Here is a 24,600-nt window from a genome sequence, read left to right as displayed (position 1 = left end):
TCAAATGAGGAGATGAGCCCATGATTAAACTAATTGCAACCGATATGGATGGAACGTTATTAAACAGCGCACATGAAGTATCTGAAGAAAATATTAAGGCGATTGAATATGCACAATCAAAAGGTGTTACAGTTGTCATTGCTACAGGACGTGCATTCTATGAAGCGAATACGCCTATTAAACCGACAGGATTAAAAGTACCATTCATTTGCTTGAATGGTGCAGAAGTACGTGATGAGGAATTCAATATTAGACATACTTCGAAATTAAGCGATCAGCAGATTAAAGATGTTACTTCGATATTAGATAAGTATAGTTTGTATTATCAGGTATACACAAGTGCACGCATTTATACGGAAGATAAAGAGAAGGACTTACAAATTTATCTGGATATTGCAGAGAAGATGGGACACACACCGGATGTAGAAAAAATACGCCACTCTATCCAGAAACGAATTGATAATGGATCACTGAAAGAAGTATCAAATTATCAGGAAGTATACGAACGTGATGGTGAGATTGTGATGAAATTCTTAGCCTTCTCTAGTGATTTAGAAAAAATTGATGCTGCTAAAGCTGAACTCGCACAGTTTAAACATTTAGCAGTATCAGCGTCATCTCGTGGTAACATTGAAATCACACATAATGATGCACAAAAAGGAATTGCATTAGAGGCGCTATGCGAACAACTAAATATCACAATGGATCAAGTGATGGCGATTGGTGATAATTTAAATGATATTTCGATGATTGAGAAAGCGAAGTATTCATTTGCAATGGAAAACGGTACAGATGAAGTAAAAGCTGCAGCGCGTTATATGGCTGGATCTAATGAAGACAGCGGTGTCGGACGCGCAATTATGCAAGTGATGAATGGAGAAGTTTAGATTTCACAGAGCCAAACAAGTCCGATATAAGTGGTATATCGGACAAGAAACACTAGATTTATTGTCACATCCAAATAAAAAGCGATGATTCCTACATGTATCATCGCTTTCTTCATATTATTCTATTACTTGTATAACGCGTGCTGGCACACCTGCCACTACAACGTTATCAGGTACATCTTTCGTTACAACTGCGCCACTGGCAATCACAACGTTATTGCCAATCGTCACACCTGGATTAATCACACTACGACCGCCAATCCAGCAATTATCTCCGATTACAACCGGTTTAGCATACTCTAAACCGCTATTGCGCTGGGCGGGGTCAACCGGATGAGTTGCTGTATAGATATGGACGCCAGGCGCTATCATACAATTATCGCCGATAGTTACTGGTGCAACATCTAAAATCGTTAAATCATGATTAGCATAAAAGTTTTCACCCACATGAATATTATAACCATAGTCACAACGGAAATCTGTTTCAATCGTAACATGTTCTTTAGTTGAACCAAGAATTGCTTTAATGCGTTTTTTTCGTTCATCTGCTAAATTTTCAGGCGTGTTATTATACGCACGCACAGTTAATTTAGCATTCAAACGGTCATTCTTTAATTCTAAATCACTAGGATCATACATCAATCCGGCAATCATTTTTTCCTTTTCAGACATGACAATCACCTATTTCTTATAAGTTAAACGAGCGAATGCATCGTGCTGATGAATGGATTCTTCATTACGACATTCGATTGTGAATCCTTCAACGAATTCTAATTCAACAAGATCAGCTGCGATTAAACGTAATAAGTCTTCAACGAAACGAGGATTTTCATAAGCACGTTCGGTTACTGATTTCTCATCTGTACGTTTTAATATAGGATAGAGCATTGAACTTGCATTGACTTCCATCGCTTCTAAGATACGTTCTTTAAAATCGTCAGGTAATTCACCTTCTGGCGCGAAGTCAGCCTTCACTGTCACAATTCCGCGTTGGTTATGAGCAGAGTATTCACTGATTTCTTTAGAACATGGACAAAGTGTTGTCACCATTGCTGTTAATATTAGTGATTTATTAACTACAGCATCACCTTCTACTGTCATAGAAAAACGCGTGTCTGCATGTCCGATTGCACGTAAATTCGTAACCGGACTGAAACGGTCAAAGAACCATTTCGCTTCTACATCAACTGTCGCATCTTTTTGATGCATCACTGTTTGTAAAGTAACTAATACTGCTTTTAATGTTTCAAAATCAAGCGATAAACCATTATCATAATGGGCTTCAACGGATTCTAAAATACGGCTCATGTTAATGCCTTTTTCATCTTTAGCTAAATGGGTAGATAAGCTAAATGTTCCTGCTGTTTGATATCCATCCAGACGGACTGGATATGTTAAATTTTTAATACCTACATGATCGATTTCGAATAAAAAATCTTTTTTTGAACTTTGCAGGTCAGTCATCTTTTCTTTCTCAGTAGGTTTAGTCCCCTTAATAGGATCTACTGAACCGAAATGTTTCCAGCGACCTTCACGTGTATTTAAATTATATTGATCCATCTCATTCTCCTAATTAAACTTCGTATTCGTAGAAGCGTTCTTTTCGAAGCCACATATCTTTTGCCGCTTCTGCTTCTTGTGTATTTGCCGCTAAATTTTCTAACATTGGTCCTGTTTGGGATGCATGTGCACCTAATACATTCATCTTTCTTTCTTCATATCCCGAAATATCATATTCAACATTGGGTTCGCCAATATTCTCAACTGTATCATTACTAAAAGCGACTAAATGTAATTTAGGTTTCTCACCGTCCATACGACGGACTGCCTCAACTACTGCATCAGCTGTTGCTTCATGGTCTGGATGCACAGAGTAACCTGGATAGAACGAAATAATTTTTGAAGGATTTAAATCATTGATTAATCCTGTAACCATATCTGTTAAGTCATCTAATAATTCAAATTCCAACGTTTTATCACGGTAACCCATTTTACGTAAATCAGTAATCCCCATAACACGACATGCATCTTCCAATTCTTTCTCGCGAATCTTAGGCAGCGTTTCACGTGTTGCAAATGGTGGATTTCCTAGGTTTCTCCCCATTTGTCCTAGCGTTAAGCATGCATAAGTGACAGGCGTACCTGCATCGATATGTTTCATAATCGTACCTGATACACCGAATGCTTCATCATCCGGGTGAGGGAAGATTACGAGTACTTGTCTTTCTTGTTCCATCATCATTTCCCCCTTAAACCTCAAATGGCGTTTCGCTTATTTCAAGAGCTGCTGCAAGCTGCCCTTGATAGTTTAATCCTGCCATTAAGAAACGACCTTGCTCGTCTATTTCAAAATGTGTTAAACCTTGCACGTATATCCATCCACCATTTAATTTTAAACCGACACGGAAAGGTTCTTTTCCGCCGCCAGTAATAATCCCTTGAATATATGATACTTGAATATTACGTAAGAATGTACCCGCATTGAACACTTTTTGGTCAAAGTGACTTGCATAAGCACCATTCGTCGTTTCTACATGTAAATAGACAGACTTCCCTTGAAATTGATTCAATAGCTCCTGTACTTGTTGTTTTTCGATTAATTCCATCTTCATTGCTCCTCAAAGTTTATACTAGACTATTTTACTAAATAAATTGTAAAAATTATACCTTTTGAGCTTGCATACGAAAAAAAGACATAAAAAAGCTGAGACAATTGTCCCAGCATTTAAATTAAACTTCTTCTACAGTTACTTCAATCTTCTCAACGTTATTGTAAGCACCGTGTTGTACTGGGCCAACAAATTCGTTCATTTTCCAGCCGTGTTTAATTGCTGATGCTACAAATCCTTTAGCAGCAATTACAGCTTCACGTGGAGATTTACCTAATGCTAAGTTTGCAGTTGTTGCTGCCGCAAATGTACAACCTGCACCGTGGTTATATGATGATTGGAATTTATCTGTTGTCAGTAACGTATAAGTTTCACCATCATAGTATAAATCTAATGCTTCATCAGATTCTAATGCTTTTCCACCTTTAATGATAACGTGTTTTGCGCCACGTTCGTGAATAATCTTTGCTGCTTCTTTCATCTGCTCGATTGTCGTCAACTTACCTAAACCAGATAATTGACCTGCTTCAAACAAGTTAGGTGTGACAATTGTAGCAAGTGGTAATAAGTATTTAATCATGGCATCAGTATTACCTGGGTTAAGTACTTCATCTTCCCCTTTACATACCATAACAGGGTCTACTACGAAGAACTCTGCATCAGAATCTTCAAAAGCTTTGGCCGCACGCTGGATGATTTCTTCAGTACCTAACATACCTGTTTTAATTGCATCTGGTCCGATTGATAATGCAGTTTTAATTTGTTTATCTAATAACTCAATTGGGAGTGGTGTAACGTCATGTCCCCAAGTTTCTGGATCCATTGCTACAACAGCGGTTAATGCTACCATCCCGTATGTGTTGTATTCCTGGAAAGTTTTTAAGTCAGCCTGCATACCAGCTCCGGCACTTGTATCAGATCCCGCAATTGTTAAAATCTTTTTTAAGCTCATCATTCATTTCCCCTATAAAGTTATTTGTATAATATCATATCATTAATAAGGATTTAAAAAAATAAATAAACACTAAGTTATGTTACAATTTCAATGAGGTGAAGTTATGGATTGGCAAAAGATATTTCATGAAATTAAATTAGCACATGATTTTTCAGATATGGATGCATTTTTAGAAGAAGCTTATAATACGAAAACGGTTTATCCGCCGCGTGAAGCGATTTATAATGCATTTACTTTAACGCCTTTTGAAAATGTAAAAGTAGTTGTTATCGGACAAGATCCGTATCATGGTCCGAATCAGGCGCATGGCTTAGCATTCTCGGTGCAAGATGGTACTAAATTGCCACCATCGCTACGTAATATGTATAAAGAACTTGAAAGCGACTTAGGTATCACGCGTGTAACAGGTGATCTTACCGGATGGGCGAAAGAAGGTGTACTACTTTTGAACAGAGTGCTTACTGTCGAACAAAAGACGCCGAATGCACATCAAGGTATTGGATGGGAGTATTTTACGCAGGCCATCGTTGAAGCGGTTTCTGTTCATAAAGAACATGTTGTCTTTGTCCTATGGGGCAGTCCAGCGCAAAAACTTATCCAGTATATCGATACAGATAAACATAGAATTATTAAAAGTGTCCATCCTAGTCCGCTAAGTGCATATCGTGGATTCTTCGGTTCAAAACCTTTCAGTAAAATAAACCAGGATTTAGAAATGCACGGATTAACACCAATTAACTGGGCAAGGGAGGATCTATCATGAACCAGAAATTAATTGCACAATTATCTCAGGAAATAACGCTTTTGAAACAAGCGAATAGTAATGCAGCGTTTAATAAGCATCTATATGCGATTGAAATGTTAGCGCGTTTCGGGCAAACTGAAGAAAGTGGTGTAGCAATGCCGGACACACCATTGCAGCCGACAAATATAAGTAAAAGCACAGGTCCTCATGCAGGTATTACTACTGAAGAATTGAAGATGATGGGTGCTAAAGTAGTTTCAAGTGACAATAAAGTAAAAACGGATGACGGTTTCGGTAACGGTGATTCAATATTTGATTTTTAAATTCAGGAGGAATAAGTGATGAAATTATTTTTAATTATCGGTGCGATTAATGCAATGATGGCAGTGGCATGTGGCGCATTTGGTGCCCATGGTTTAGAAGGTAAGTTAAGTGAGAAGTATATGGCCGTCTGGGAGAAAGCAACAACATATCAAATGTATCATGCGCTAGGATTAATAGCGATTGGTATATTAAATGGTACAACAAAGTTAAATTTAAATGCGGCAGGCTGGATGATGACACTTGGTATTGTTTTCTTTAGCGGCTCTTTATACATTTTAGCTTTAACACAAATTAAAATATTAGGTGCGATTACACCGATTGGTGGCGTATTGTTTATTGCAGCATGGGTTGCACTCATGTTGGCAGCAATTAAACTCTAAAAAAATAAGGCTAACGCATACGCGCTAGCCTTATTTTTATTACTTATTATTAACTTGTTGTGATTGTGTATTTGATTGTTGTTGTGCACGTTTTTCTAATTGTCTCTTTACGATTGGAATTAAGATAGGACTTAATTTAATAATTAATCTCACTAATTTATTCATAATCATTTGCCTCATTTCTATATAATATATAATTTATATATATCCCGTTTAACAGGCATTAAACATCTTAATGTCTCTTTCTTAAAATAAAGTAGAACGGAATACCAATGATAACAAATGCCACACCTAGCATAGAACCGATAAAGTCACTCATTAATGTACTGATGATAATGAATAATCCACCCAGTAATGCAACAATCGGAACAATCGGATAAAGCGGCACTGAGTAATCGCGATTCATACCTTTATTGCGTTGTCTTAATAAAAATAGACCGATAAATGCTGCAATATAGAAGATATAAATAATAAAGATACATACTTCTGATAAGTAATCTGCATTAACGATATCGGGAATGACAATCGTCAGTAATAATAACACCAAACTGATAATGTAAACAGCGATTAGTGCACCGATTGGCGATTTAAATTTAGGGCTGACATAGCTGATTGCTTTATCGAATGGTAATAGATGATCATCGGCCATCGCAAATGGAATACGTGGGAATGTCATAATTTTACCGTTTAAGCATCCGAATATTGAAATGATAACACCGATATTTACAAATTTAGAACCGAAATCACCGAATAAAATCTTAGCTGCTTCCGCTGAAGAAGTATTCCCCATACCTACTAATTTATCTGCAGGAATAACATGAAATACAGCGATATTAATCAGGACGTAAGCAAGTGTTACAACACTTAAGCCGGCAAACATTGCTAACGGTAAATTTCTTTTTGGATTTTTCATTTCTCCGGTTAAGTTTGTTAATAGAATCCATCCATCATAGGCGAAAAGCGTTGCTAAAACAGCACGACCAAAGTTAATTTCTTCTTGGTTTTTAATTAAGCTGGTAACGTCTTGACCGAATATACCTTCTTTACCCCATAATAGACCAAATATGATAATCGCAAATACAGGTATCAATTTACAGATTGTTGTAAATGTCTGCATTGCACCACCTAGACCAGTACCCATAATATTAAGGATAACAAGGAAAGTAAATGCTGCAATACCGATCCATATACCTAGTGCAGGATCTAGTTCAAAGAAGTTTGTTACTAAAATACCAAAAAATAAAGACAATGAAGCGATTATTGCTGGTCCATATATAACAGTTTGCATCCAGCCTGTTAAGAATCCCCAGAATGGACCGTAAATATCTCTAATGTAAGCATAAAGACCACCTGTTTTAGGAATCTGTGCGCCAACTTCAGCAATTGTAAGTCCTGCTGCAAGCGTTAAAATACCTCCGACAACCCATGCCCAGATTGCCATGTCACTTGTACCTGCATGATTTAATACGACTGACGGTTTAACGAAAACCCCTGAGCCGATAATTGTACCAATAACGACAGTAATGGCAGTCCAGAAACCTATCGTTTTTTCCAGTGCCTGTTCTCCATGTTGTTTATTCATAAAAGTCACCCCTCCGTGTTTTTCTTATGTTCAATATATCATGAAATAAAGCGTTACTATTACAAATTTTTTAATAATGTCAAAGTTTTCAACGTATTTTTTTAAATACAGGTTGAAAATAATTCTCAGTCTGTTATGATTGTAACTGAAAACGTTTCTCAATGATAATTATTATCATTTATGATTGGAGCTCTTGTTAATGAAAATGATGTATGGTCTTATCGCATTAGTATTATTATCGATTGTTTCGATATTTGTAGGGGTGATTGATATTTCGCCGCAACATTTAATGCATCTATCAGACAATCAGAAGAATATTTTAATGAATAGTCGTTTCCCGAGGACGCTATCTATCATATTGGCAGGTGTGGCATTAAGTGTTGCAGGGTTACTGATGCAGCAGCTTACACGTAATAAATTCGTCTCGCCGACGACAGCAGGTACAATGGATTTTGCGAAGTTTGGTGTATTGATATCAATGATTTTCTTTGCGCAAGCGCCGCTATTAGTAAAACTTGGATTTAGTATTACAACTGCTATTCTCGGAACATTTATGTTTATGTGGATTGTTAATCGTATTAAGTTTAAAGATGCGATATTCATTCCGCTTGTCGGATTGATGCTGGGTAATATCGTTTCCAGCTTAGCAACATTTATGGCATTAAGATTTAATGCAATGCAAAGTATTTCTAACTTCTTTGTCGGTGATTTTTCGATGATTACGAAAGGACGTTATGAAGTGCTGTATATCATCATTCCGATGGTTATTATTATGTACTTCTTTGCACATCACTTTACGATTGTCGGAATGGGAGAGTCGTTTAGTAAGAACTTAGGTATTTCATACAATAAGATAATGAATCTCGGCGTAGTTATTGCGGCAGTTGTTTCAGCCACTGTCGTCGTAACAATCGGTGTATTACCATTCCTGGGATTGATTGTACCGAATATTGTTGGGCTTTTTGTCGGGGATCATATGAATAAAGCGTTACCGTACACTGCGCTTCTTGGAGCGATTATTGTAATGATTGCTGATATATTCAGCCGAATTATTATCTTTCCATACGAAATACCGATAGGGCTAACGCTAGGTATTTTAGGGAGTGTTGTATTTATGATTATCCTTCTGAAAAGGAGGAAAGAATATGCCTAATACAACGAAAAAAGTCTCGTTACTCATTTTTGTGATGATTGCACTGATGATTGGCTTTGTAATGATTCAACTCAACTTGCAAATTTTAGATTATGTACTGCCATCAAGACTGCGAAAGCTTGCTGCTATTATTTTAGTCGGTGCAGCAATTGGTGTATCGTCACTCATCTTCCAGACGATTACTGAAAATCATTTGCTAACACCATCAGTCATCGGTCTTGATGCAGTCTACCTATTTATACAGACCATTATTATTTTCTTTTTCGGAAAACTAGGAGATTTATTCTTTAATGTATATGTGAACTTCTTTATTTCCGTTGTTCTGATGATTTTGTTTACATTACTATTATTCAATATCGTCTTTAAGAAAAATACATCTGTTTATTTCGTATTACTGTTTGGGATTGTAATGGGAACATGCTTTTCTAGTCTTTCGAGCTTTATGCATATGGTGATGAATCCAGATGATTTCTTGTTGTTACAAGATAAACTTTTCGCAAGCTTTAATACGGTAAATGAAAAGTTATTACTCATCAGCTGTATTATTATCGTGCTGCTACTCATTTATATTTATCGTCATGCACACGAGTTAGATGTATTAAGTTTAGGGAACACACACGCAACAAATTTAGGGGTCAACGTTGAAAGATTAACACGTAACATGTTGCTTGTCGTTGCAATATTAGTCAGTATCTCAACTGCACTCGTTGGCCCGATTACATTTTTAGGTATCATCGTCTGTAACGTAACGTATCAATTTATGCAGACATTTAAGCATCAATATTTAATTATTTCGGTATTTGCAGTATCGGGCATTACATTATTACTTGGACAAATGATCAATCAATATGTATTTGATGGCACAACAGAAATTACGATATTGATTAACTTTATAGGTGGCGTTTACTTCATCTATCTATTATTTAAGGAGGGTGCACATGATTAAAGTACAACATTTGCACAAATCGATTGGACAGAAAGAGATTCTAAGTGACATTTCCGTGGAAATAAAAAAAGGTGCAATCACGGCGATTATCGGACCGAATGGAGCCGGTAAAAGTACATTGTTATCAGCAATTACACGTTTAAGTGATTACGATAGAGGTGCTGTATTGTTAAATGATGCGCCGGTTGAAGAGATGAAAAGTGATGATATCGCAATGCAACTCGCAGTTTTAAAGCAAAGTAATCATACGAACTTAAAAATCACTGTTCGTGACTTAGTTAACTTTGGACGTTTTCCTTATTCAAAAGGACGCTTAACAAAAGAAGATCATGCAATTGTTGATGAAGCAATTGAATATTTAGAACTCAAACCTTTTGAAAATCGCTTCTTAGATGAATTATCAGGCGGACAAAAACAACGCGCATATATCGCGATGACTTTAGCTCAGGATACGGATTATATCTTCTTAGATGAACCGTTGAATAATTTAGATATGAAACATTCTGTTCAGATGATGCAGTTACTACGTCGATTAGTACGTGAAAAACAAAAGACGATTGTTATCGTAATTCATGATATTAACTTTGCATCATGTTATGCAGATTATATCATTGCATTAAAAGATGGTGTCGTATTATTAGACGGGAAGAAAGAAGATGTTATCACAACTGAAAAGTTAAAAGCAGTATACGATATGGATATTCAAATTGAATGTATCTTCGGTCAGCAGATCTGTGTTTATTTTGATGATGAACACATGACCGTTGATGAATTTATAGAAGAAGTGCAGGCAGTATAATTCAAGTCCTTGAAAGGAGTGTTGCCGGGTAGTTTTTAATGTAGGGCTAATTTATTTACAGGGGAATAATACATATATCAAAGGAGAATATAGGAATGAAACGTATTTTTAGTTTAGTATTAACTTTAGCTTTAATTATTGTGTTAGCAGCATGTGGTAATGACAAAGAAAGTACAAAATCAGAAGATAAGACAGCAGGAGACTCAGATAAGGCTGAAACGATTAAAATTGAAAATAAATACAAGCTAATGGGTGAAAAAGAAGACGGCAGTGACGCAAAAGACGTAACTGAAACAGTAGAAGTGCCGAAAAACCCAAAAAATATTGCGGTATTTGACTACGGAACATTGGCAACGATGCAGGAATTAGGTGTCGATGGTAAAGTTAAAGGATTACCTAAAGGTGAAGGCAATCGCAGTGTTCCATCATTCCTTGAAAACTTTAAAGATGATAAATATACAAACTTAGGAAGCTTAAAAGAACCTAATTTTGAGAAATTAGCTGAACAACAACCAGAATTAATCTTAATTTCTGGACGCCAGGCAACACAAAAAGTAATGGAAGAAATGAAAAAAGCAGCACCAGACGCTACTATTTTATATGTTGGTACTGATGATACGAAGTATATCGAAAGCGTAAAAGAAAATACTGAAAATATCGGTAAAATCTTTGGTAAAGAAAAAGAAGCAACAGCATTAATTGATGATTTAGACAAAAAGATTGAAGAAGTAAAAGCAATGACTGAAAAGTCTAAAGACAAAGGATTATTTGTATTAGCCAATGAAGGTGAATTATCTGTATTTGGTAAAGGTGGACGTTTCGGATTTATTCATGATGTATTAGGCGTGAAAGAAGCGGACAAAAATATTCAGGCAAAAGGACACGGACAAGTTATTAACTTTGAATATATTAACAAAACAAATCCGGATATCATCTATGCGATGGACCGTGGAGTAGCAGTTGGTGGTAAATCATCTGCGAAACAAGCATTATCTAACGATGTTATTAAAGACGTAAGTGCAGTGAAAAATGATAAAGTCGTAGAAATCGATCCGTACTTATGGTATTTCTCAGGTGGCGGGGCAGTCACTGTTATAAAACAAATTGAAGAAGTAGAAAAAGCATACAAATAAAACTAAGTCACCTTAGAACAACATTAATTAAAAATAGATTACCAGCAAATAACCTTACTTATGATAATTGTAAAAATATAGAAAGACGATTATACTGATGGTAAGGAATTTGTATGGTGAGAACATATTTACTTATGATTAGAATCATTCGCCTGCAAATGCATAAGCATTGCAGGCGTTTTTGATTTTTAAAAGAGAGAAGGTTGATGATATGAAAGACATATTTTCGAAGAAATTTTTAATGATGGCTCTGATGCTTATTGGAATATTTGCGATAGGGATTTCAATTCAAAATTTAATGAACCCCCAAAAGTTGCCGAAAGTAACGAAAAGTCAGATTGCCCAATTGGAGAGCAGTACATTTCCAACAGAAGAAGAAGCACAAGAAGCTGTGGGGAAACAACTATTTGATGGCGTCAAGGAAAGTGGTATATCTTTAAGTTCTAAAGCAAATGAACCGGGTACCGGTATATATGCGTATTATGATGGCAAGACAAAAGACTATGTGACAACGTATTATATCCTAAAGAATAAAGATGGATATCAGGTTAAGATAGGTAAAGTCAATGTGACTTATCAAAAAGGTGATAAAAAAATGTGGACAGATAAAATCGATGGCCATGTCTACAACTGTTATATCAATGATTATAGAAGATTTAGAGAAGTTGATGAAAAAGAGGAAAGAGCATCTACAGTCACACTACATAATGATGGCGCAATACATGTTGTCCAGGAAAAATAAAATGGTTGGTTTGATTGAAGTATTGGAGTTAAGAAAGGGAATTGTCGTCAAAAACGATTTGAGGTCACTTCCGTGCAAGAACAACATGGATTGTGTGAGCAAGTGTCGTCAAAAATGATTTGAAGACACTTCCGTGCAAGAACAACAAGGATTGTGTGAGTAAGTGTCGTCAAAAACGATTTGAGGCCACTTCCGTGCAAGAACAACAAGGATTGTGTGAGTAAGTGTCGTCAAAAACGATTTGAGGCCACTTCTGTGCAAGAACAACAAGGATTGTGTGAGCAAGTGTCGTCAAAAATGATTTGAAGACACTTCCGTGCAAGAACAACAAGGATTGTGTGAGTAAGTGTCGTCAAAAACGATTTGAAGACACTTCCGTGCAAGAACAACAAGGATTGTGTGAGCAAGTGTCGTCAAAAATGATTTGAGGTCACTTCTGAACATGCACTACATAGATTATGAAGTTCAACTTCAGTCTACCCGCAAAAAAAGACAACCCCAAAAGGTTGTCTCATAACGATATATTAAACTGTAAATAATCCCTGTAAATCTTCTGTTTTTAAGATGTTACCAACATAGAATGAACCAAATTCACCGTAACGCGCTGATACTTCATCGAAACGCATTTCGTATACTAACTTCTTAAATTGTAATACGTCGTCTGAGAATAAAGTAACGCCCCACTCGTAATCGTCAAATCCAACTGATCCTGTAATGAACTGTTTAACGATACCTGCATACCCACGTCCGATCATACCGTGTGAACGCATTAATCCTTTGCGGTGATCCATATCTAACATGTACCAGTTATCTTCACCTTGACGTCGTTTATCCATTGGATAGAAACACACATACTCAGAGCGTGGTAATTCTGGATATAATCTTGCTTTAATATGTGGGTTCTCGTATGGATCTTCGTCAGAGCCTTGTGCAAGATAGTTACTTAACTCAATTACTGATACGTAAGAATATGTTGGGATTAAGTAATCACAAATTGCTAATTTATTAAATTCAGTTTCAACGGCTGTTAAATCTTTCATTTCCGGACGTAACATCCAAAGCATTAAATCAGCTTTTTGACCTGTAATGTTATAAAGCGCGTAAGAACCTTCTTTTGCTACATGGTTTTCTTCTAATTTATTGATAAATGCACGGAATTCTTCAACCATTTTTGTACGGTCTTCTGCTTCAACTAATTTTAAGCTTGTGAAATCAATGGCATAAAATAAGTGCAAGCTATACCAACCGTCTAATGTTTTTGCTGCTTCGTTCATTGTCCATCTCTCCTCTAATTGTAATCATTATCATTCTAACATATCTCGAAACATATGTATGTTCGAAGATTTTACATATTGATGACGTGTAATTTATATAAAAAGAGTCTATAATAGTTAATGGGGATGAATCAAAATTTCAGGAGGCTATTATGGCTAAATTATTAGATGTATTAAATGAAAAACTTTCCGGTAAAAATGTGAAGATCGTTTTACCGGAAGGAACAGACGAGCGTGTATTACAAGCAGCTGTTGAATTACACAAAGGTGATAAAGTATCACCAATCGTTTTAGGGAACGTGGAAGAAGTACAAGCGCTTGCTGAAAATTTAGGTTTATCAATTGACGGAATTGAATTAATGGATCCAACAAACAACGAATTACGTGAAGAATTAATCGCGAAGTTTGTTGAGCGTCGTAAAGGTAAAGCGACAGAAGAGCAAGCGACACAAATGCTAAACGATCCGAACTATTTCGGTACGATGTTAGTTTATACAGGTCGTGCAGCAGGTCTTGTATCAGGAGCAGCACATTCTACAGCAGATACTGTACGTCCAGCTTTACAAATTATCAAGACTAAACCAGGTGTTTCTCGTACATCAGGCGTATTCTTTATGATTCGCGAAGACGAGCAGTACTTAATGGGTGATTGTGCAATCAATCCAGAACTTGATGCAACTGCTTTAGCTGAAATCGGTATCGAGTCTGCTAAGACTGCAAAAGCTTTCGGTATGGAACCTAAAGTTGCGATGTTATCTTTCTCTACTAAAGGTTCAGCAAAAACACCTGAAACTGAAAAAGTTGTAGAAGCAACACGCTTAGCACAAGAAAAATTAGCTTCAGAAGCTGATTTAGAAGGCGTAGTTATTGACGGAGAATTCCAATTTGATGCTGCATTCGTACCATCAGTAGCAGCGAAAAAAGCACCAGAATCACCAATTCAAGGTGACGCAAATGTATTCGTATTCCCTAGCTTAGAAGCTGGTAATATCGGTTACAAAATTGCGCAACGCTTGGGTGGATTTGATGCTGTAGGTCCAATCTTACAAGGATTAAATGCACCAGTGAATGATTTATCACGTGGATGTTCAACAGAAGATGTTGTTTCATTATCAATCATCACTGCAGCACAATCTTTATAATAGATGACGAAGTCAATTTTTGAAGAGAATTGGCAATACGTAGATCATACGCGAGGACTGCAGCCAATGCAGTCCTTTGCTTTTGATGATATGTACTGTCATTTAATTGGACAACAAAATCATGATAGTGTGGTACGCACTTGGATTCATGATCATGTCATTATTCTCGGTATGCACGATGCACGTCTGCCTTATATTGAAGAGGGAATAGCGTTCCTAAACAATCATGGGTATGGTGCTATTGTTCGTAATTCAGGCGGTTTAGGTGTGGTACTCGATGCAGGTGTACTCAATATTTCGATTATATTTCCCGGAGATATTACTTTTTCAATTGATGCGGGATATGAATATATGTATGAACTGATTCAGGAGATGTTTAAAGATTATCATAAACATATTGAAGCGAAAGAAATCGTTCATTCATATTGCCCGGGAAGTTACGATTTAAGTATTGATAATAAGAAGTTTGCAGGTATTTCACAACGTCGTGTAAAAGACGGTATCGCGGTCCAGATTTATCTTAGTGTCGAAGGCAGCGGGAGCGCACGTGCTGAACTGATGCGTCAATTTTATGATGTGGCACGTCGTGGTGAAGCTACGAAATTTACGTATCCTGAAATAGATCCTGAGTGTATGGCGAGTCTATCAGAATTGCTCGGTGTGGAGCTTACAGTAGACGAAGTCATATTCAAATTACTGTATGCTATGAAAGACTTAGGTGCAACCTTAACAAATAATGAGATGACAGATGCTATGTGGACGTTGTATAATAATTACTTCGAACGCATGACTGAACGCAACGCAAAAATAAAAATTAATCAAGGTGGTGAAGCAAATGCGTAATAAGTTTCAAGTGTGCGATGATTGCCAAGGCGTATGTCTTAGAACGTTGCTACCGAAGTTAGAGAAGTTAGATCCAGATGCTGAAGTTGAAATCGCATGCCAGTCTTACTGTGGACCAGGTAGACGAAAAACTTTCGCATTTGTCAATAATCGCCCTCTAGCAGCTGCAACTGAAGAAGAACTACTTGAAAAAGTTGAGAAACGTTTAGCACAGAAACGCGATCCTGAAGAGGAAGCGAGACTTGCCAAACGTAACGCTGAACGTAAACGTCGTTTAGACGAACAGAACGAGAAGCTGAAAGAGAAATTGAAGAGATAGATGTAGAGGCTGGGACAATTGTTCCAGTCTCTTTAATTTAAATTATTCCTCTTTACAATCCTACATACTTCTTTAATGTAAATTTACATGAGTTTAACATCCCTTTGATATGCTTAGTTTGTATAACGATATGAATGAATCAATAGAAGGGTGGAACGATTCGTGCAACGTATATTAATTACTGGTGCGCGTGCTCCAATTTCTTATGAAGTTGTGCAGCAGCAGGTCGCATTAGGCAGAACGGTTTTCTTGACGGATTCTACCAAAAAGGTCAGCATTAAAAATTCTAAGTTTATCGAAGCGTTTATTTTAACGACGTCACCACGATTTTCTACTGAAGAATATATTAACGATATTAATAATATTGTAACGCAATATCATATTGATCTGATTATTCCTTTAAATGAAGAATCTTTCTATCTTTCTTATATGAAAGATAAAATAATCGCACCTGTATGGGTTGAAGATATTTCTAAGATGCTGTCAGTCCACAACAAGTATAACTTCACAAAGTTAATCGATGCGATGGGTTTTAAAGTGCCTGACACGAAATATGTCATGAATTACGATGACTTAACAGCATTTATAAACGACTTTCCGGGAGACGAATATATCGTCAAACAACCGTACGGACGTTTCGGTCAATCTGTACGTAAATTAACACGTATGTCATTAGAGAATGATAACATGATCGAATTCCCTTTTATGATTCAGACATTAATTAAGGGGACAGAATGGTGTTCATACAGCTTTGCAAAAGACGGGAAAACATTGTCTACATCATTATATTTATCGAACACACATGACAGTTATAACTGTTCTACACACTTCACATCAGAGAAGAATGAAGAACTTCAGTCAATTATTGAAGCTGTAATTAAGAACTTAAACTGGTCGTATCAAATTGCCTTTGATGTGATTAAATGTGATACGACAGGTGACTATTACTTTATTGAATGTAATCCACGTGCGACAAATGGTGCGTTATTTATGCAGCCGGACGTTTGGGAATTAAAGCAATGCGAACCGAAATATGAAGCACGTCAACTGATCTTCGTTTCGCTATATAATTTTATTATGCGTCCAAAGAAACATAATTTAGAGCGATTAAAGTATGGGAAAGACATTTTCTGGCATCCAAGTGAAAAGTCAATCTTCTTTGAACAAATTATAAGCGGTGCTCAGTGGTGGTTTGAAGCGAAATCTCAAAAGACAACAGTCAACACGATTACAACGTATGATATCGAATGGAATGAAGACATTGTAAATCTATAGATAAAGAGGTCTTACGAATGACGATTTATACGAAATACGCAGATATCCCTTTTAACGAAGCGGATATCTCTCCTTTTAATAAGGCATATATTCAGTATATGATGGAAGGTATTCATCGTGGCATCGAGAATGTACACGCGCGCGTAGAAGTGATATTGCTGAACGGACAGCTCATTCCTTATAGTGTGAAAGATGGTGGCAACAAAGCATCCTGGATTCATTCATTTACAGGGCAATATATTGAAGAAATGATTTCAGAAGTAAATCGTATGGAGATGCCGAATATAGTACGTAGTCTTGCACATCAGTTATTGAACGTGGGCAGAACGGTACTCGGACTTACTGGTGAGAAGACAGTGACGATATTTCCTTCATTTATGTCGACGACAATGTATGAAGACTTTCAGTTCGATCAGCTTCAGGAAATTACAAGAATACTCGTCGCAAGATTTCCGAAACATGCGCTTGTATTTCGTACGTTGAATGACAAATTTCATCAAGATAAAATGAAACAGTTAAATGAAATCGGCTATGAAGCGATGATATCTCGCGCGATATATATATTTGGTCCAGATGATAAACATACAAAGAACGAACGAAAAGACTTAAAGAAAGACATGAAGCGCTTTGAAAAAAGTGGGTTAACATTCACGAATGAATTACGTGAGGATGAATTTCACCAGTTAATGGCTCTCTATAAACAAGTATATTTAGATAAATATTCGGACTTCAACCCGCATTACACAGAGGAGTTCTTTAAATTCTTATATAAAGAGATAGGACTTACATGGTTTGTACTTAAAGATAACGAACGCATCGTGTCATTTATGGGTGTCAGTCAAACAGATAATGTATTATTTCCAGCATATTTTGGAATGGATCCGTCTGTTAAAGGGTTGTATTTTATGACAAGTGGATTGTTATACCATTTTGCAAAAGAACATGGTTATAAAATTAACAATAGCGCTGGTGCGAAAGATTATAAATTAGCACGCGGAAGTAGACCGTATTTAGAATATCATTATATTTATTACAAACATTTAAAGCTAATACCATTTTTAAGCTACGCATTGTTTACAAAAGTTGCGACACCTTTAGGCAAATTTTTATTAGAAAAGCTACAGTTTAAGTAAAGATTTAATAAATATATTTATTATTCTGATATTAATAGTGATATAATATGTTTATCATATTTTTAGGCGGTGATGCACATGTCGATTGAGATGAGACATGCAACGTTAGAAGATTTGCCGCGTATTGTTGAAATTTACAACTCCACAATTGAAAGTAGATTAGTGACTGCAGACACTGAGCCTGTAACCGTAGAAAGTCGGACAGAATGGTTTTTGAACCATTCGGAAAAACGTCCGATTTTTTTATTTCTCAAAAATAATGAAATAGCGGGCTGGTTGAGTTTTGAAACATTTTACGGCAGACCAGCATACGGTAAGACGGTAGAAATCAGTTTGTATTTAGATTCTGATTATCGTGGTATAGGTTTAGGGGAGTATGCAGTGACTGAAATGAAGCGAATTGCACAGACGCTCGATATAGAGACGCTTTTGGCATTTACTTTTTCACATAATACACGTGCATTGAAATTATTTATGAAACACGGATTTATTAAATACGGGGAATTGCCTGATGTTGCGATAATGGATGGGAATCATTACTCACTCACAATATTAGGCTGTAAAATTTAGGAGGAAGTAGAATGGTTAAGATTAGAAAAGCAACAAATGCAGATGTACCCAATATAAAAAAAATCGCTTCTATGGCGTGGTATGATACATATGCAAAAATTATGGAAGCAAGTACAATCGCTAAGTTTTTAGAAGCGGCATATAATGATGAGCGTCTAGAGCGACGCATAGGGGATTCATTATTTTTAGTCGCTGAAAATGACGATGAAGTGATTGGTTTCGCGAATTTTATCAATGGTACAGAATTATTCTTATCAGCAATCTATGTTAATCCATCCTTCCAAAGACACAATATAGGGGCAGAACTTCTGGAAGCAGGATTGAATCACTTTGATGACTATAAAGAACTATTTGTAGAAGTAGCAAGTAATAATGAACAGGCACGTGGATTCTACAAAAAGACTGGATTTGAACTTGTTAGAGAATATAATGAAGAATTATTTGGTGAAACAGTAACAACAGGATTGTTGAAGAAGATGATATAATTAAAACCCGACACTCATATTGAGGTGTCGGGTTTTATAATATCATCTATATTTATTTTTCGTAAACTGGCACCCATCCTGCTTCATCAACAAAGATTCTTACAGCAACGACTTTACGATTGTCTGATAAAGTGAAGTAATGTCTTATGTTAGGTGGTACTGAAATTAAGTCGCCTGGATCTAAATGTACTTCAAAGAACTGGTCATCTTTTCCTTGAATAACAAATACGCCATTTCCACTTACAATGAATCGTACTTCGTCATCAGTATGATGATGTTCACGCTGGAAGTTAGTCAATAACTCATCTAAGTTAGGTGTTGTGTCTGATAAACTGATTACGTCACTTGCTTTGTAACCACGACGTGCACTGATTGCATCAATTTCTTCTTTAAATACGTTTAAGATTTCTGATTTATCTTCATCTGTTAAGTTATAATTTTCTTTTAATGTGTCAGGTAATTTTGAAGTATCCCACTGTTCATAAATGACTTCATTGCTTTCTAAAAATGCATGAATTTCCTCTTGATTGTCTAATCGTTTACCTGTTTTCTGAAAAATTAAATATGCCATAATTATCGCTCCTCTTATTTGATATATTGTCTTGCAGATGCAAGTTGTAAATGATATTGAAATAAAAATTCTGCTGCTTCAAATAATTTATATGCTTCCTGAGTAGATTTCCCCCAGGCATTGATTCCATGATTACGAATGAGTACAACACCACTATCGGAAGTAACGTGTTCTCCAAATCCTTCAGCGAGTTTTTTAACGTCTGCTGGATTTTCGATGATAGGAATACGCAACACATCACTTTCCTGCCATAAACCGAATGCTTTAATTAATTCCTGATTGCTGAATTCAACTACACCTTTAGAATGATATAGCTCTGAAATCACATTGTTACTAACGGTATGGATGTGAATTGATGCGTGTGCGTTACTGCGTTTAAATATTTCTAAATGCAGTACGGTTTCGAGAGATGGGGTGAGATCTGTATCAACAGCTATGCCCTCCATATCTACTTTGACAAAACTTGTGTCTGTTGTTTCATATTTATCGACACCGCTTGTAGTCACATAAAGATGCTGGTCATCTATTCTTATACCTAGATTACCGCTTGTCCCAGGGAAGTAGTTATTACGTGCGAGCCGTTCTTTGATATGTGTAATTTCTTCTAATGCACTCATTTAATCACCTCGCTTAATTTAATATCATCAAATGTTTCGAAATGATGATGTGCGATGCCTTTTTCCCGGGCAAATTTCGTAAGCTTTGAAGTTGTAAATGCAATATCGGCAATACTCAGTAACTTTAAATCTGTAACGCTATCACCGATTGCTATAACTTCATCATCGTTCACTAATTGTCTGACGATAGAAGGCTTACATGTTCCGCAGTCTCCAGTACATAAGTTATCGCACGGATGATTCCAAATTACTTCCATATAATCTCCAGAGAAATCTACGGTATTGGCAAATACTTGTTTGATGCCATTAAATTTCTCTAGTATTGGATCAATAAAGAAATGCATGCCGCCACTAATAATATAGAAAGGAATGTTTAGTGTTTGAGCTTCGTCTAATAACTTCTGAAATCCTGGTCGGAGATTCACTTCTTCTAACACGAATTGAATGATATCTTCTTTCTTTTCACTCGGTAATAATTTGAAGAGTTCACTAACGCCTTGCTGTATTGAGATTTCCTGATTCAGTATTTGATCGGTGATAGGTTGTCCTTCAATAGGTGCAAACTTCTTTATGATGGCTATGATCGTATCAGTAGCTGTTACTGTACCATCGAAATCACAGGCTATGATGTACCCCATAAAGCCACCGCCTTATCATAATGTTTACCACCTACGCCTGTCTTGTAATGACGAATGGCTTCATGGAAAGCTTCACCGCCAGCAGTTGCACCGTCTGGATGACCATGTACACCACCACCAGCATTAATGACGATGTCTTCACCAAAGTCATCGATAATACGTTTAACCAGACCTGGATGAATGCCGGCTGACGGGACAGGAAATGCTTTTTTTATTGTACTTCCTTCTAATGCATGGGCGACAATACTTTTAGCATCATCTTCTGTTAGTTCGATAGACCCGTATGGGACAGGGAAAAGAATAAGATCTGCACCTGCAAGTCGAGTCAACTTAGATAATAGTAATTGATAACTGATACCATAGTCAGGGCTACCACATAATGCACCACTTAATGCAGGATGAGCAAGAATTGGTAAATCCAATTCTAAATCGCGTAACCCTCTAAGTGCGTCAAGTCCATATGTATGAACGTTGAATAATAAGGCATTCGCACCGAGTTGTTTTGCCTTACGTGATTTGTCTGGTAATTCAAATACCGGACCGGATAGATTGACTGCATATAGTACGCGACGACCAGTTGCTTCAAATATTTCATTTAGCACGCGTTTGCCGATAGTAATACGTTCTTCAAAAGGGAGTTCAGGTACGTCATATAATATTTCATCATCTTTAATAATATCGACACTCAACGCCTGTGCACGCAGTTGCGCTTCGAAAAATGCTGCATCTCTACCGATAATGCCCTTAAAGATGCTCATTACAAGTGGACGATCATAAATATTTAGTAAATCTCTCACACCTTCAACACCAAACGTAGGACCTTTAAAATGTTTGCTGTACGTCGTAAAATCGATATCGAGTAACTTTACTTTTCCGTCTAATGAAAGTTTGCCGAATACAGTCGTTAATATTGAAGAAAAGTCTGGGGTGATATTGTGTTCCGGATAAGCAATAGCAATATGTAATAATCCTTTTTCTGCATCGATTATTTCCTTGGTAATAACTTCACCTTTATATTGCTCTAAATGTGCCTGATCTTCAGCCGTTAAATCTGTCCAGCTTCCGACAGTTAAACCAACTGCTAATTTTTCTGCGATAGTATCAATTTTAGATGGATTGTTGTGTAGCTGGTACTTCGCTATGATATGTGACACGTTTTGACCTCCTTTGTTTAAACTGTGCATAGTTAATAATTAATGCACCTGCTAGGACGAGCCCTTTTATAATATTCAAGCCATAATATGGAACGGATAACATGACGAGACCGTTTTCCAGTATTGCAATGAGCAGAGCTCCTAAAAATGTACCGATAATATTAGGCTTACCTGATTTAGAAACAGTGGCCCCGATAAATGCAGCCGCAACTGCGGTCATTAAGTATCCTGAGCCTGAATTAACTTGAGCTGATGATACTTGACTGGCAAGGAGTATACCACCGATACATGCAAAGAATGCAGATGCCAAATAACTGATAATGATATATTTTGTTATCTTGATGCCACCGAATTGTACTGCATGTTTGTTATCGCCAATCATATACATGATGCGACCGGGATTTGTGCGATGTAATAAAACGTATGTAATGGCTACAATAATGAACATTGTGATAATTAATGGTATAGGTTCTGACAAAACTTTGAATGCTTCAGGAATCTTACCAGTTGTAGCAGCTCCACTTTGTCGTGTCATGCCTTGACTGATTGAACCACCTTCAGCATAAGTCAGTGCGATACCCTCAACGATAAACATCGTCGCAAGTGTTGCATATAGATCAGGGATTTTAAACTTAATAATTAATATTAAGTTAATGAGTGCAACGACAAGGGCAACCGTTAATGTAATAATGATGGATAACCCGATATTCATCCCGTGCCATACAAATAATGAAATGATAACAGCATTACTTAGCGTAACTGTAGAGCCTACAGATAGGTCGAAACCATCTACACTCAAACTAAAAGTGATACCGATGGCTACGATGGTGACAATAACCATACCACTAATGACTGAAAGTAAATTATCGGTAGATAGAAAGTTTGGTGCAGTCAAACTAAATAGTATGACTAACATAGTGATTACAATGAGTAAACCGAATTGTTTAAACTGCATGTTGTATTCCTCCAGTAGCTTTGTGCAAAAGATCAGTTTCTGATGTATTTTGTGTCAGTTGTTCATCAACGACTTGACCTTTATGTAGTGTATAGATGCGATCAGTTATATTGACCAGTTCACTAAAATCACTTGATGCATAGATGACTGTCTTTCCGTTGGCAGTTAATTGATTGATAACTTTAAATAAGTCTTGTTTAGCACCGACGTCGATTCCTACAGTTGGTTCATCGAGGATAAAGATATTTGATTGTTGATAAAGGCCGCGTAGTAATACTACTTTCTGTTGATTTCCGCCTGATAATGATTGAACTTGTTGAGATAACGATTTATATTTTAAGCCAATATGATTTGCTAAAGGTAAGATGTTATTTTCTTCATCTTGATGATGGGTAAAAAAATGATTGTCTTTAAAGCAAATATTATCTTTTATACTGTGCGACATAATCAGTCCATGTTTCTGACGTTCTTCTGGACAATAAGATATTTTTTCATGAGATAAATGGTCATATAACCAAACACACAATTCTGTCTTACCGGCACCGACTAATCCAGCTATGCCAATTACTTCACCTTTAAAGCCATGAATATTGATATCGTGAAGTTTATCGGTTTGTATATGCTGAAAAGAAAATAGTTGCGCTTTTGTAGTGTGATTTGTCTTATGATGTGTCTGTATATTTCCAGCAATAGCTTCATAAAGTACTTCAGCATCATATGCATCTGATTGTTTGGATGCAATGCGTTCGCCATCTTTAAGGATAGAAATATCATCAGAAATATTCAATAACTCAGGTATGCGATGAGAAATAAAGATGATAGCCATTTCTTTTTTTAATAAATTTAATTCATTGAATAAAATATTAACTTCACGCTGACTAAGGGAAGCGGTTGGTTCATCTAATATGAGTAAATGCTTATCTTCGAGTATCGCTCGAATGATGACAAGCAGCTGTTTTTCAGAAACAGTTAAATCACGCACATGTGTATTCAGAGAAAAAGATAAACCAAACTTCTCTATATAATTTTGCAATTTCTGTTTTTGCTGTTGCTTATAAAAAAATCCTTTCGTGCAATCTTTGAATGTCAAATTGTCATATACCGTTAAACTTTGAAATAAGACATCATCAACTTCTTGTGCAACGTAGGCGATATCATCTGCAAAGCTTGAAACTTTTTGTCCATCTTTATATAGCGTTCCTTTTTGGTAAGGGTAAGTACCATTCAATACTTTCATTAATGATGATTTACCTGCACCGTTGCCACCGATAATTGCATGAATCTTTCCTTGTTCAAAATGAATAGATAAATCCTTTAAAATGTGATGATTATTAATCGTTAAATTAAGATTTGAGACTTCAAAGCGCAT

General features: G+C 36.4%; 30 protein-coding genes. 16 read left to right on the top strand and 14 right to left on the bottom strand.

Annotated features, from left to right (window positions below; all coding sequences use genetic code 11):
- The first annotated feature begins 20 nt into the window (after window positions 1-20).
- Window positions 21-887: a Cof-type HAD-IIB family hydrolase gene (locus tag HT586_RS11620; protein WP_096077889.1), complete on the top strand. Its 867-nt coding sequence runs from the start codon at window positions 21-23 to the stop codon at window positions 885-887.
- Between the two features lie 117 nt (window positions 888-1,004).
- On the opposite strand, the gene HT586_RS11615 is transcribed toward HT586_RS11620, so the two are convergent.
- From HT586_RS11615 to thiD, 5 genes are all read right to left on the bottom strand, one after another.
- Window positions 1,005-1,559, bottom strand: coding sequence for a sugar O-acetyltransferase (locus tag HT586_RS11615; protein ID WP_188018558.1), 555 nt, complete (start codon window positions 1,557-1,559; stop codon window positions 1,005-1,007).
- Window positions 1,560-1,568: 9 nt separating this feature from the next.
- Window positions 1,569-2,447, bottom strand: coding sequence for a GTP cyclohydrolase FolE2 (gene folE2, locus HT586_RS11610; protein WP_203545857.1), 879 nt, complete (start codon window positions 2,445-2,447; stop codon window positions 1,569-1,571).
- Between the two features lie 13 nt (window positions 2,448-2,460).
- Window positions 2,461-3,123 (bottom strand): bacillithiol biosynthesis deacetylase BshB2, encoded by a 663-nt coding sequence (gene bshB2, locus HT586_RS11605; RefSeq protein ID WP_188018559.1) that lies wholly within the window; start codon window positions 3,121-3,123, stop codon window positions 2,461-2,463.
- Window positions 3,124-3,136: 13 nt separating this feature from the next.
- On the bottom strand, window positions 3,137-3,493 hold the full coding sequence (locus tag HT586_RS11600) for a YojF family protein (protein WP_203545856.1): 357 nt from the start codon (window positions 3,491-3,493) through the stop codon (window positions 3,137-3,139).
- Between the two features lie 124 nt (window positions 3,494-3,617).
- Window positions 3,618-4,448, bottom strand: coding sequence for a bifunctional hydroxymethylpyrimidine kinase/phosphomethylpyrimidine kinase (gene thiD, locus HT586_RS11595; RefSeq protein ID WP_096077893.1), 831 nt, complete (start codon window positions 4,446-4,448; stop codon window positions 3,618-3,620).
- Between the two features lie 106 nt (window positions 4,449-4,554).
- Here thiD and HT586_RS11590 point away from each other — a divergent pair, with 106 nt between their 5' ends.
- The 3 genes from HT586_RS11590 to HT586_RS11580 are packed head-to-tail and all read left to right on the top strand — an operon-like array spanning window position 4,555 to window position 5,900.
- Window positions 4,555-5,214 carry a uracil-DNA glycosylase gene (locus HT586_RS11590; RefSeq protein ID WP_203545855.1) on the top strand — a complete coding sequence of 220 codons (660 nt, stop codon included), beginning with the start codon at window positions 4,555-4,557 and terminating at the stop codon, window positions 5,212-5,214.
- Window positions 5,211-5,519 (top strand): DUF5327 family protein, encoded by a 309-nt coding sequence (locus HT586_RS11585; protein WP_096077895.1) that lies wholly within the window; start codon window positions 5,211-5,213, stop codon window positions 5,517-5,519. The genes HT586_RS11590 and HT586_RS11585 overlap by 4 nt, the downstream gene beginning before the upstream one ends.
- A gap of 18 nt (window positions 5,520-5,537) precedes the next feature.
- On the top strand, window positions 5,538-5,900 hold the full coding sequence (locus tag HT586_RS11580; protein ID WP_203545854.1) for a DUF423 domain-containing protein: 363 nt from the start codon (window positions 5,538-5,540) through the stop codon (window positions 5,898-5,900).
- A 39-nt stretch (window positions 5,901-5,939) separates the two neighbouring features.
- On the opposite strand, the gene HT586_RS12560 is transcribed toward HT586_RS11580, so the two are convergent.
- Entirely contained in the window at window positions 5,940-6,065 is a 126-nt protein-coding gene (locus HT586_RS12560; RefSeq protein ID WP_257790030.1) for a hypothetical protein, read from the bottom strand.
- A gap of 67 nt (window positions 6,066-6,132) precedes the next feature.
- Window positions 6,133-7,482 carry an APC family permease gene (locus HT586_RS11575; protein WP_133354217.1) on the bottom strand — a complete coding sequence of 450 codons (1,350 nt, stop codon included), beginning with the start codon at window positions 7,480-7,482 and terminating at the stop codon, window positions 6,133-6,135.
- Between the two features lie 199 nt (window positions 7,483-7,681).
- On the opposite strand from HT586_RS11575, the gene HT586_RS11570 reads away from it, so the two are divergent.
- From HT586_RS11570 to HT586_RS11550, 5 genes are all read left to right on the top strand, one after another.
- Complete coding sequence (locus HT586_RS11570) at window positions 7,682-8,635, top strand: ABC transporter permease (protein WP_096077898.1); 954 nt, start codon at window positions 7,682-7,684, stop codon at window positions 8,633-8,635.
- A complete protein-coding gene (locus tag HT586_RS11565; protein ID WP_096077899.1) occupies window positions 8,628-9,581 on the top strand; it encodes an iron chelate uptake ABC transporter family permease subunit in 954 nt (317 codons plus the stop codon). Before HT586_RS11570 ends, HT586_RS11565 begins: the two co-directional genes overlap by 8 nt.
- Complete coding sequence (locus HT586_RS11560) at window positions 9,574-10,380, top strand: iron ABC transporter ATP-binding protein (protein ID WP_096077900.1); 807 nt, start codon at window positions 9,574-9,576, stop codon at window positions 10,378-10,380. The genes HT586_RS11565 and HT586_RS11560 overlap by 8 nt, the downstream gene beginning before the upstream one ends.
- A gap of 95 nt (window positions 10,381-10,475) precedes the next feature.
- Complete coding sequence (locus HT586_RS11555) at window positions 10,476-11,513, top strand: ferrated catecholamine ABC transporter substrate-binding lipoprotein SstD (RefSeq protein WP_096077901.1); 1,038 nt, start codon at window positions 10,476-10,478, stop codon at window positions 11,511-11,513.
- 211 nt (window positions 11,514-11,724) lie between these two features.
- Window positions 11,725-12,255 carry a hypothetical protein gene (locus tag HT586_RS11550; protein ID WP_096077902.1) on the top strand — a complete coding sequence of 177 codons (531 nt, stop codon included), beginning with the start codon at window positions 11,725-11,727 and terminating at the stop codon, window positions 12,253-12,255.
- Window positions 12,256-12,779: 524 nt separating this feature from the next.
- Here HT586_RS11550 and hemQ read toward each other — a convergent pair.
- Window positions 12,780-13,529: a hydrogen peroxide-dependent heme synthase gene (gene hemQ / locus HT586_RS11545; RefSeq protein WP_096077903.1), complete on the bottom strand. Its 750-nt coding sequence runs from the start codon at window positions 13,527-13,529 to the stop codon at window positions 12,780-12,782.
- 152 nt (window positions 13,530-13,681) lie between these two features.
- Here hemQ and pta point away from each other — a divergent pair, with 152 nt between their 5' ends.
- The 7 genes from pta (at window position 13,682) to HT586_RS11510 (ending at window position 19,296) form a co-directional block, all read left to right on the top strand.
- Window positions 13,682-14,671 (top strand): phosphate acetyltransferase, encoded by a 990-nt coding sequence (gene pta, locus HT586_RS11540; RefSeq protein WP_096077904.1) that lies wholly within the window; start codon window positions 13,682-13,684, stop codon window positions 14,669-14,671.
- Window positions 14,672-14,674: 3 nt separating this feature from the next.
- Window positions 14,675-15,514: a lipoate--protein ligase family protein gene (locus HT586_RS11535; protein ID WP_203545853.1), complete on the top strand. Its 840-nt coding sequence runs from the start codon at window positions 14,675-14,677 to the stop codon at window positions 15,512-15,514.
- Window positions 15,507-15,833 carry a YuzB family protein gene (locus HT586_RS11530; protein WP_096077906.1) on the top strand — a complete coding sequence of 109 codons (327 nt, stop codon included), beginning with the start codon at window positions 15,507-15,509 and terminating at the stop codon, window positions 15,831-15,833. Before HT586_RS11535 ends, HT586_RS11530 begins: the two co-directional genes overlap by 8 nt.
- Before the next feature lie 162 nt (window positions 15,834-15,995).
- On the top strand, window positions 15,996-17,108 hold the full coding sequence (locus tag HT586_RS11525) for an ATP-grasp domain-containing protein (protein ID WP_111746692.1): 1,113 nt from the start codon (window positions 15,996-15,998) through the stop codon (window positions 17,106-17,108).
- A 17-nt stretch (window positions 17,109-17,125) separates the two neighbouring features.
- Complete coding sequence (locus tag HT586_RS11520; RefSeq protein WP_203545852.1) at window positions 17,126-18,241, top strand: GNAT family N-acetyltransferase; 1,116 nt, start codon at window positions 17,126-17,128, stop codon at window positions 18,239-18,241.
- Window positions 18,242-18,319: 78 nt separating this feature from the next.
- A complete protein-coding gene (locus tag HT586_RS11515) occupies window positions 18,320-18,811 on the top strand; it encodes a GNAT family N-acetyltransferase (RefSeq protein ID WP_096077909.1) in 492 nt (163 codons plus the stop codon).
- An 11-nt stretch (window positions 18,812-18,822) separates the two neighbouring features.
- Window positions 18,823-19,296, top strand: coding sequence for a GNAT family N-acetyltransferase (locus HT586_RS11510; RefSeq protein ID WP_096077910.1), 474 nt, complete (start codon window positions 18,823-18,825; stop codon window positions 19,294-19,296).
- A 52-nt stretch (window positions 19,297-19,348) separates the two neighbouring features.
- Here the strand turns inward: HT586_RS11510 and HT586_RS11505 are convergent, their stop codons facing one another.
- Genes HT586_RS11505 through HT586_RS11480 form a run of 6 tightly spaced genes read right to left on the bottom strand, consistent with a single transcriptional unit; the run spans window position 19,349 to window position 24,600 of the window.
- Window positions 19,349-19,867 carry a cupin domain-containing protein gene (locus HT586_RS11505; RefSeq protein ID WP_096077911.1) on the bottom strand — a complete coding sequence of 173 codons (519 nt, stop codon included), beginning with the start codon at window positions 19,865-19,867 and terminating at the stop codon, window positions 19,349-19,351.
- Between the two features lie 14 nt (window positions 19,868-19,881).
- A complete protein-coding gene (gene mtnB / locus HT586_RS11500) occupies window positions 19,882-20,484 on the bottom strand; it encodes a methylthioribulose 1-phosphate dehydratase (RefSeq protein WP_096077912.1) in 603 nt (200 codons plus the stop codon).
- Window positions 20,481-21,122, bottom strand: coding sequence for an MtnX-like HAD-IB family phosphatase (locus HT586_RS11495; protein WP_188018573.1), 642 nt, complete (start codon window positions 21,120-21,122; stop codon window positions 20,481-20,483). The genes mtnB and HT586_RS11495 overlap by 4 nt, the downstream gene beginning before the upstream one ends.
- Entirely contained in the window at window positions 21,107-22,276 is a 1,170-nt protein-coding gene (locus HT586_RS11490) for a 2,3-diketo-5-methylthiopentyl-1-phosphate enolase (RefSeq protein ID WP_203545851.1), read from the bottom strand. Before HT586_RS11490 ends, HT586_RS11495 begins: the two co-directional genes overlap by 16 nt.
- Window positions 22,230-23,231: an ABC transporter permease gene (locus HT586_RS11485; RefSeq protein ID WP_203545850.1), complete on the bottom strand. Its 1,002-nt coding sequence runs from the start codon at window positions 23,229-23,231 to the stop codon at window positions 22,230-22,232. Before HT586_RS11485 ends, HT586_RS11490 begins: the two co-directional genes overlap by 47 nt.
- The gene (locus tag HT586_RS11480; RefSeq protein WP_203545849.1) at window positions 23,221-24,600 is read right to left on the bottom strand and encodes an ATP-binding cassette domain-containing protein; all 1,380 of its coding nucleotides are present in this window, start codon (window positions 24,598-24,600) and stop codon (window positions 23,221-23,223) included. Before HT586_RS11480 ends, HT586_RS11485 begins: the two co-directional genes overlap by 11 nt.

This window comes from Macrococcoides bohemicum, from assembly GCF_016865215.1.
Classification (GTDB): domain Bacteria; phylum Bacillota; class Bacilli; order Staphylococcales; family Staphylococcaceae; genus Macrococcoides; species Macrococcoides bohemicum.
Note: the sequence above shows the minus strand (reverse complement) of the source record. Positions and strands in the feature narration are given on the sequence as shown.

Bases quoted from the DNA above. Each gene is read 5' to 3' on its own strand.
- HT586_RS11620 (WP_096077889.1), top strand. From the start codon at position 21: ATGATTAAACTAATTGCAACCGATATGGATGGAACGTTATTAAACAGC.
- HT586_RS11615 (WP_188018558.1), bottom strand. From the start codon at position 1,559: ATGTCTGAAAAGGAAAAAATGATTGCCGGATTGATGTATGATCCTAGT.
- folE2 (WP_203545857.1), bottom strand. From the start codon at position 2,447: ATGGATCAATATAATTTAAATACACGTGAAGGTCGCTGGAAACATTTC.
- bshB2 (WP_188018559.1), bottom strand. From the start codon at position 3,123: ATGGAACAAGAAAGACAAGTACTCGTAATCTTCCCTCACCCGGATGAT.
- HT586_RS11600 (WP_203545856.1), bottom strand. From the start codon at position 3,493: ATGGAATTAATCGAAAAACAACAAGTACAGGAGCTATTGAATCAATTT.
- thiD (WP_096077893.1), bottom strand. From the start codon at position 4,448: ATGAGCTTAAAAAAGATTTTAACAATTGCGGGATCTGATACAAGTGCC.
- HT586_RS11590 (WP_203545855.1), top strand. From the start codon at position 4,555: ATGGATTGGCAAAAGATATTTCATGAAATTAAATTAGCACATGATTTT.
- HT586_RS11585 (WP_096077895.1), top strand. From the start codon at position 5,211: ATGAACCAGAAATTAATTGCACAATTATCTCAGGAAATAACGCTTTTG.
- HT586_RS11580 (WP_203545854.1), top strand. From the start codon at position 5,538: ATGAAATTATTTTTAATTATCGGTGCGATTAATGCAATGATGGCAGTG.
- HT586_RS12560 (WP_257790030.1), bottom strand. From the start codon at position 6,065: ATGAATAAATTAGTGAGATTAATTATTAAATTAAGTCCTATCTTAATT.
- HT586_RS11575 (WP_133354217.1), bottom strand. From the start codon at position 7,482: ATGAATAAACAACATGGAGAACAGGCACTGGAAAAAACGATAGGTTTC.
- HT586_RS11570 (WP_096077898.1), top strand. From the start codon at position 7,682: ATGAAAATGATGTATGGTCTTATCGCATTAGTATTATTATCGATTGTT.
- HT586_RS11565 (WP_096077899.1), top strand. From the start codon at position 8,628: ATGCCTAATACAACGAAAAAAGTCTCGTTACTCATTTTTGTGATGATT.
- HT586_RS11560 (WP_096077900.1), top strand. From the start codon at position 9,574: ATGATTAAAGTACAACATTTGCACAAATCGATTGGACAGAAAGAGATT.
- HT586_RS11555 (WP_096077901.1), top strand. From the start codon at position 10,476: ATGAAACGTATTTTTAGTTTAGTATTAACTTTAGCTTTAATTATTGTG.
- HT586_RS11550 (WP_096077902.1), top strand. From the start codon at position 11,725: ATGAAAGACATATTTTCGAAGAAATTTTTAATGATGGCTCTGATGCTT.
- hemQ (WP_096077903.1), bottom strand. From the start codon at position 13,529: ATGAACGAAGCAGCAAAAACATTAGACGGTTGGTATAGCTTGCACTTA.
- pta (WP_096077904.1), top strand. From the start codon at position 13,682: ATGGCTAAATTATTAGATGTATTAAATGAAAAACTTTCCGGTAAAAAT.
- HT586_RS11535 (WP_203545853.1), top strand. From the start codon at position 14,675: ATGACGAAGTCAATTTTTGAAGAGAATTGGCAATACGTAGATCATACG.
- HT586_RS11530 (WP_096077906.1), top strand. From the start codon at position 15,507: ATGCGTAATAAGTTTCAAGTGTGCGATGATTGCCAAGGCGTATGTCTT.
- HT586_RS11520 (WP_203545852.1), top strand. From the start codon at position 17,126: ATGACGATTTATACGAAATACGCAGATATCCCTTTTAACGAAGCGGAT.
- HT586_RS11515 (WP_096077909.1), top strand. From the start codon at position 18,320: ATGTCGATTGAGATGAGACATGCAACGTTAGAAGATTTGCCGCGTATT.
- HT586_RS11510 (WP_096077910.1), top strand. From the start codon at position 18,823: ATGGTTAAGATTAGAAAAGCAACAAATGCAGATGTACCCAATATAAAA.
- HT586_RS11505 (WP_096077911.1), bottom strand. From the start codon at position 19,867: ATGGCATATTTAATTTTTCAGAAAACAGGTAAACGATTAGACAATCAA.
- mtnB (WP_096077912.1), bottom strand. From the start codon at position 20,484: ATGAGTGCATTAGAAGAAATTACACATATCAAAGAACGGCTCGCACGT.
- HT586_RS11495 (WP_188018573.1), bottom strand. From the start codon at position 21,122: ATGGGGTACATCATAGCCTGTGATTTCGATGGTACAGTAACAGCTACT.
- HT586_RS11485 (WP_203545850.1), bottom strand. From the start codon at position 23,231: ATGCAGTTTAAACAATTCGGTTTACTCATTGTAATCACTATGTTAGTC.
- HT586_RS11480 (WP_203545849.1), bottom strand. From the start codon at position 24,600: ATGCGCTTTGAAGTCTCAAATCTTAATTTAACGATTAATAATCATCAC.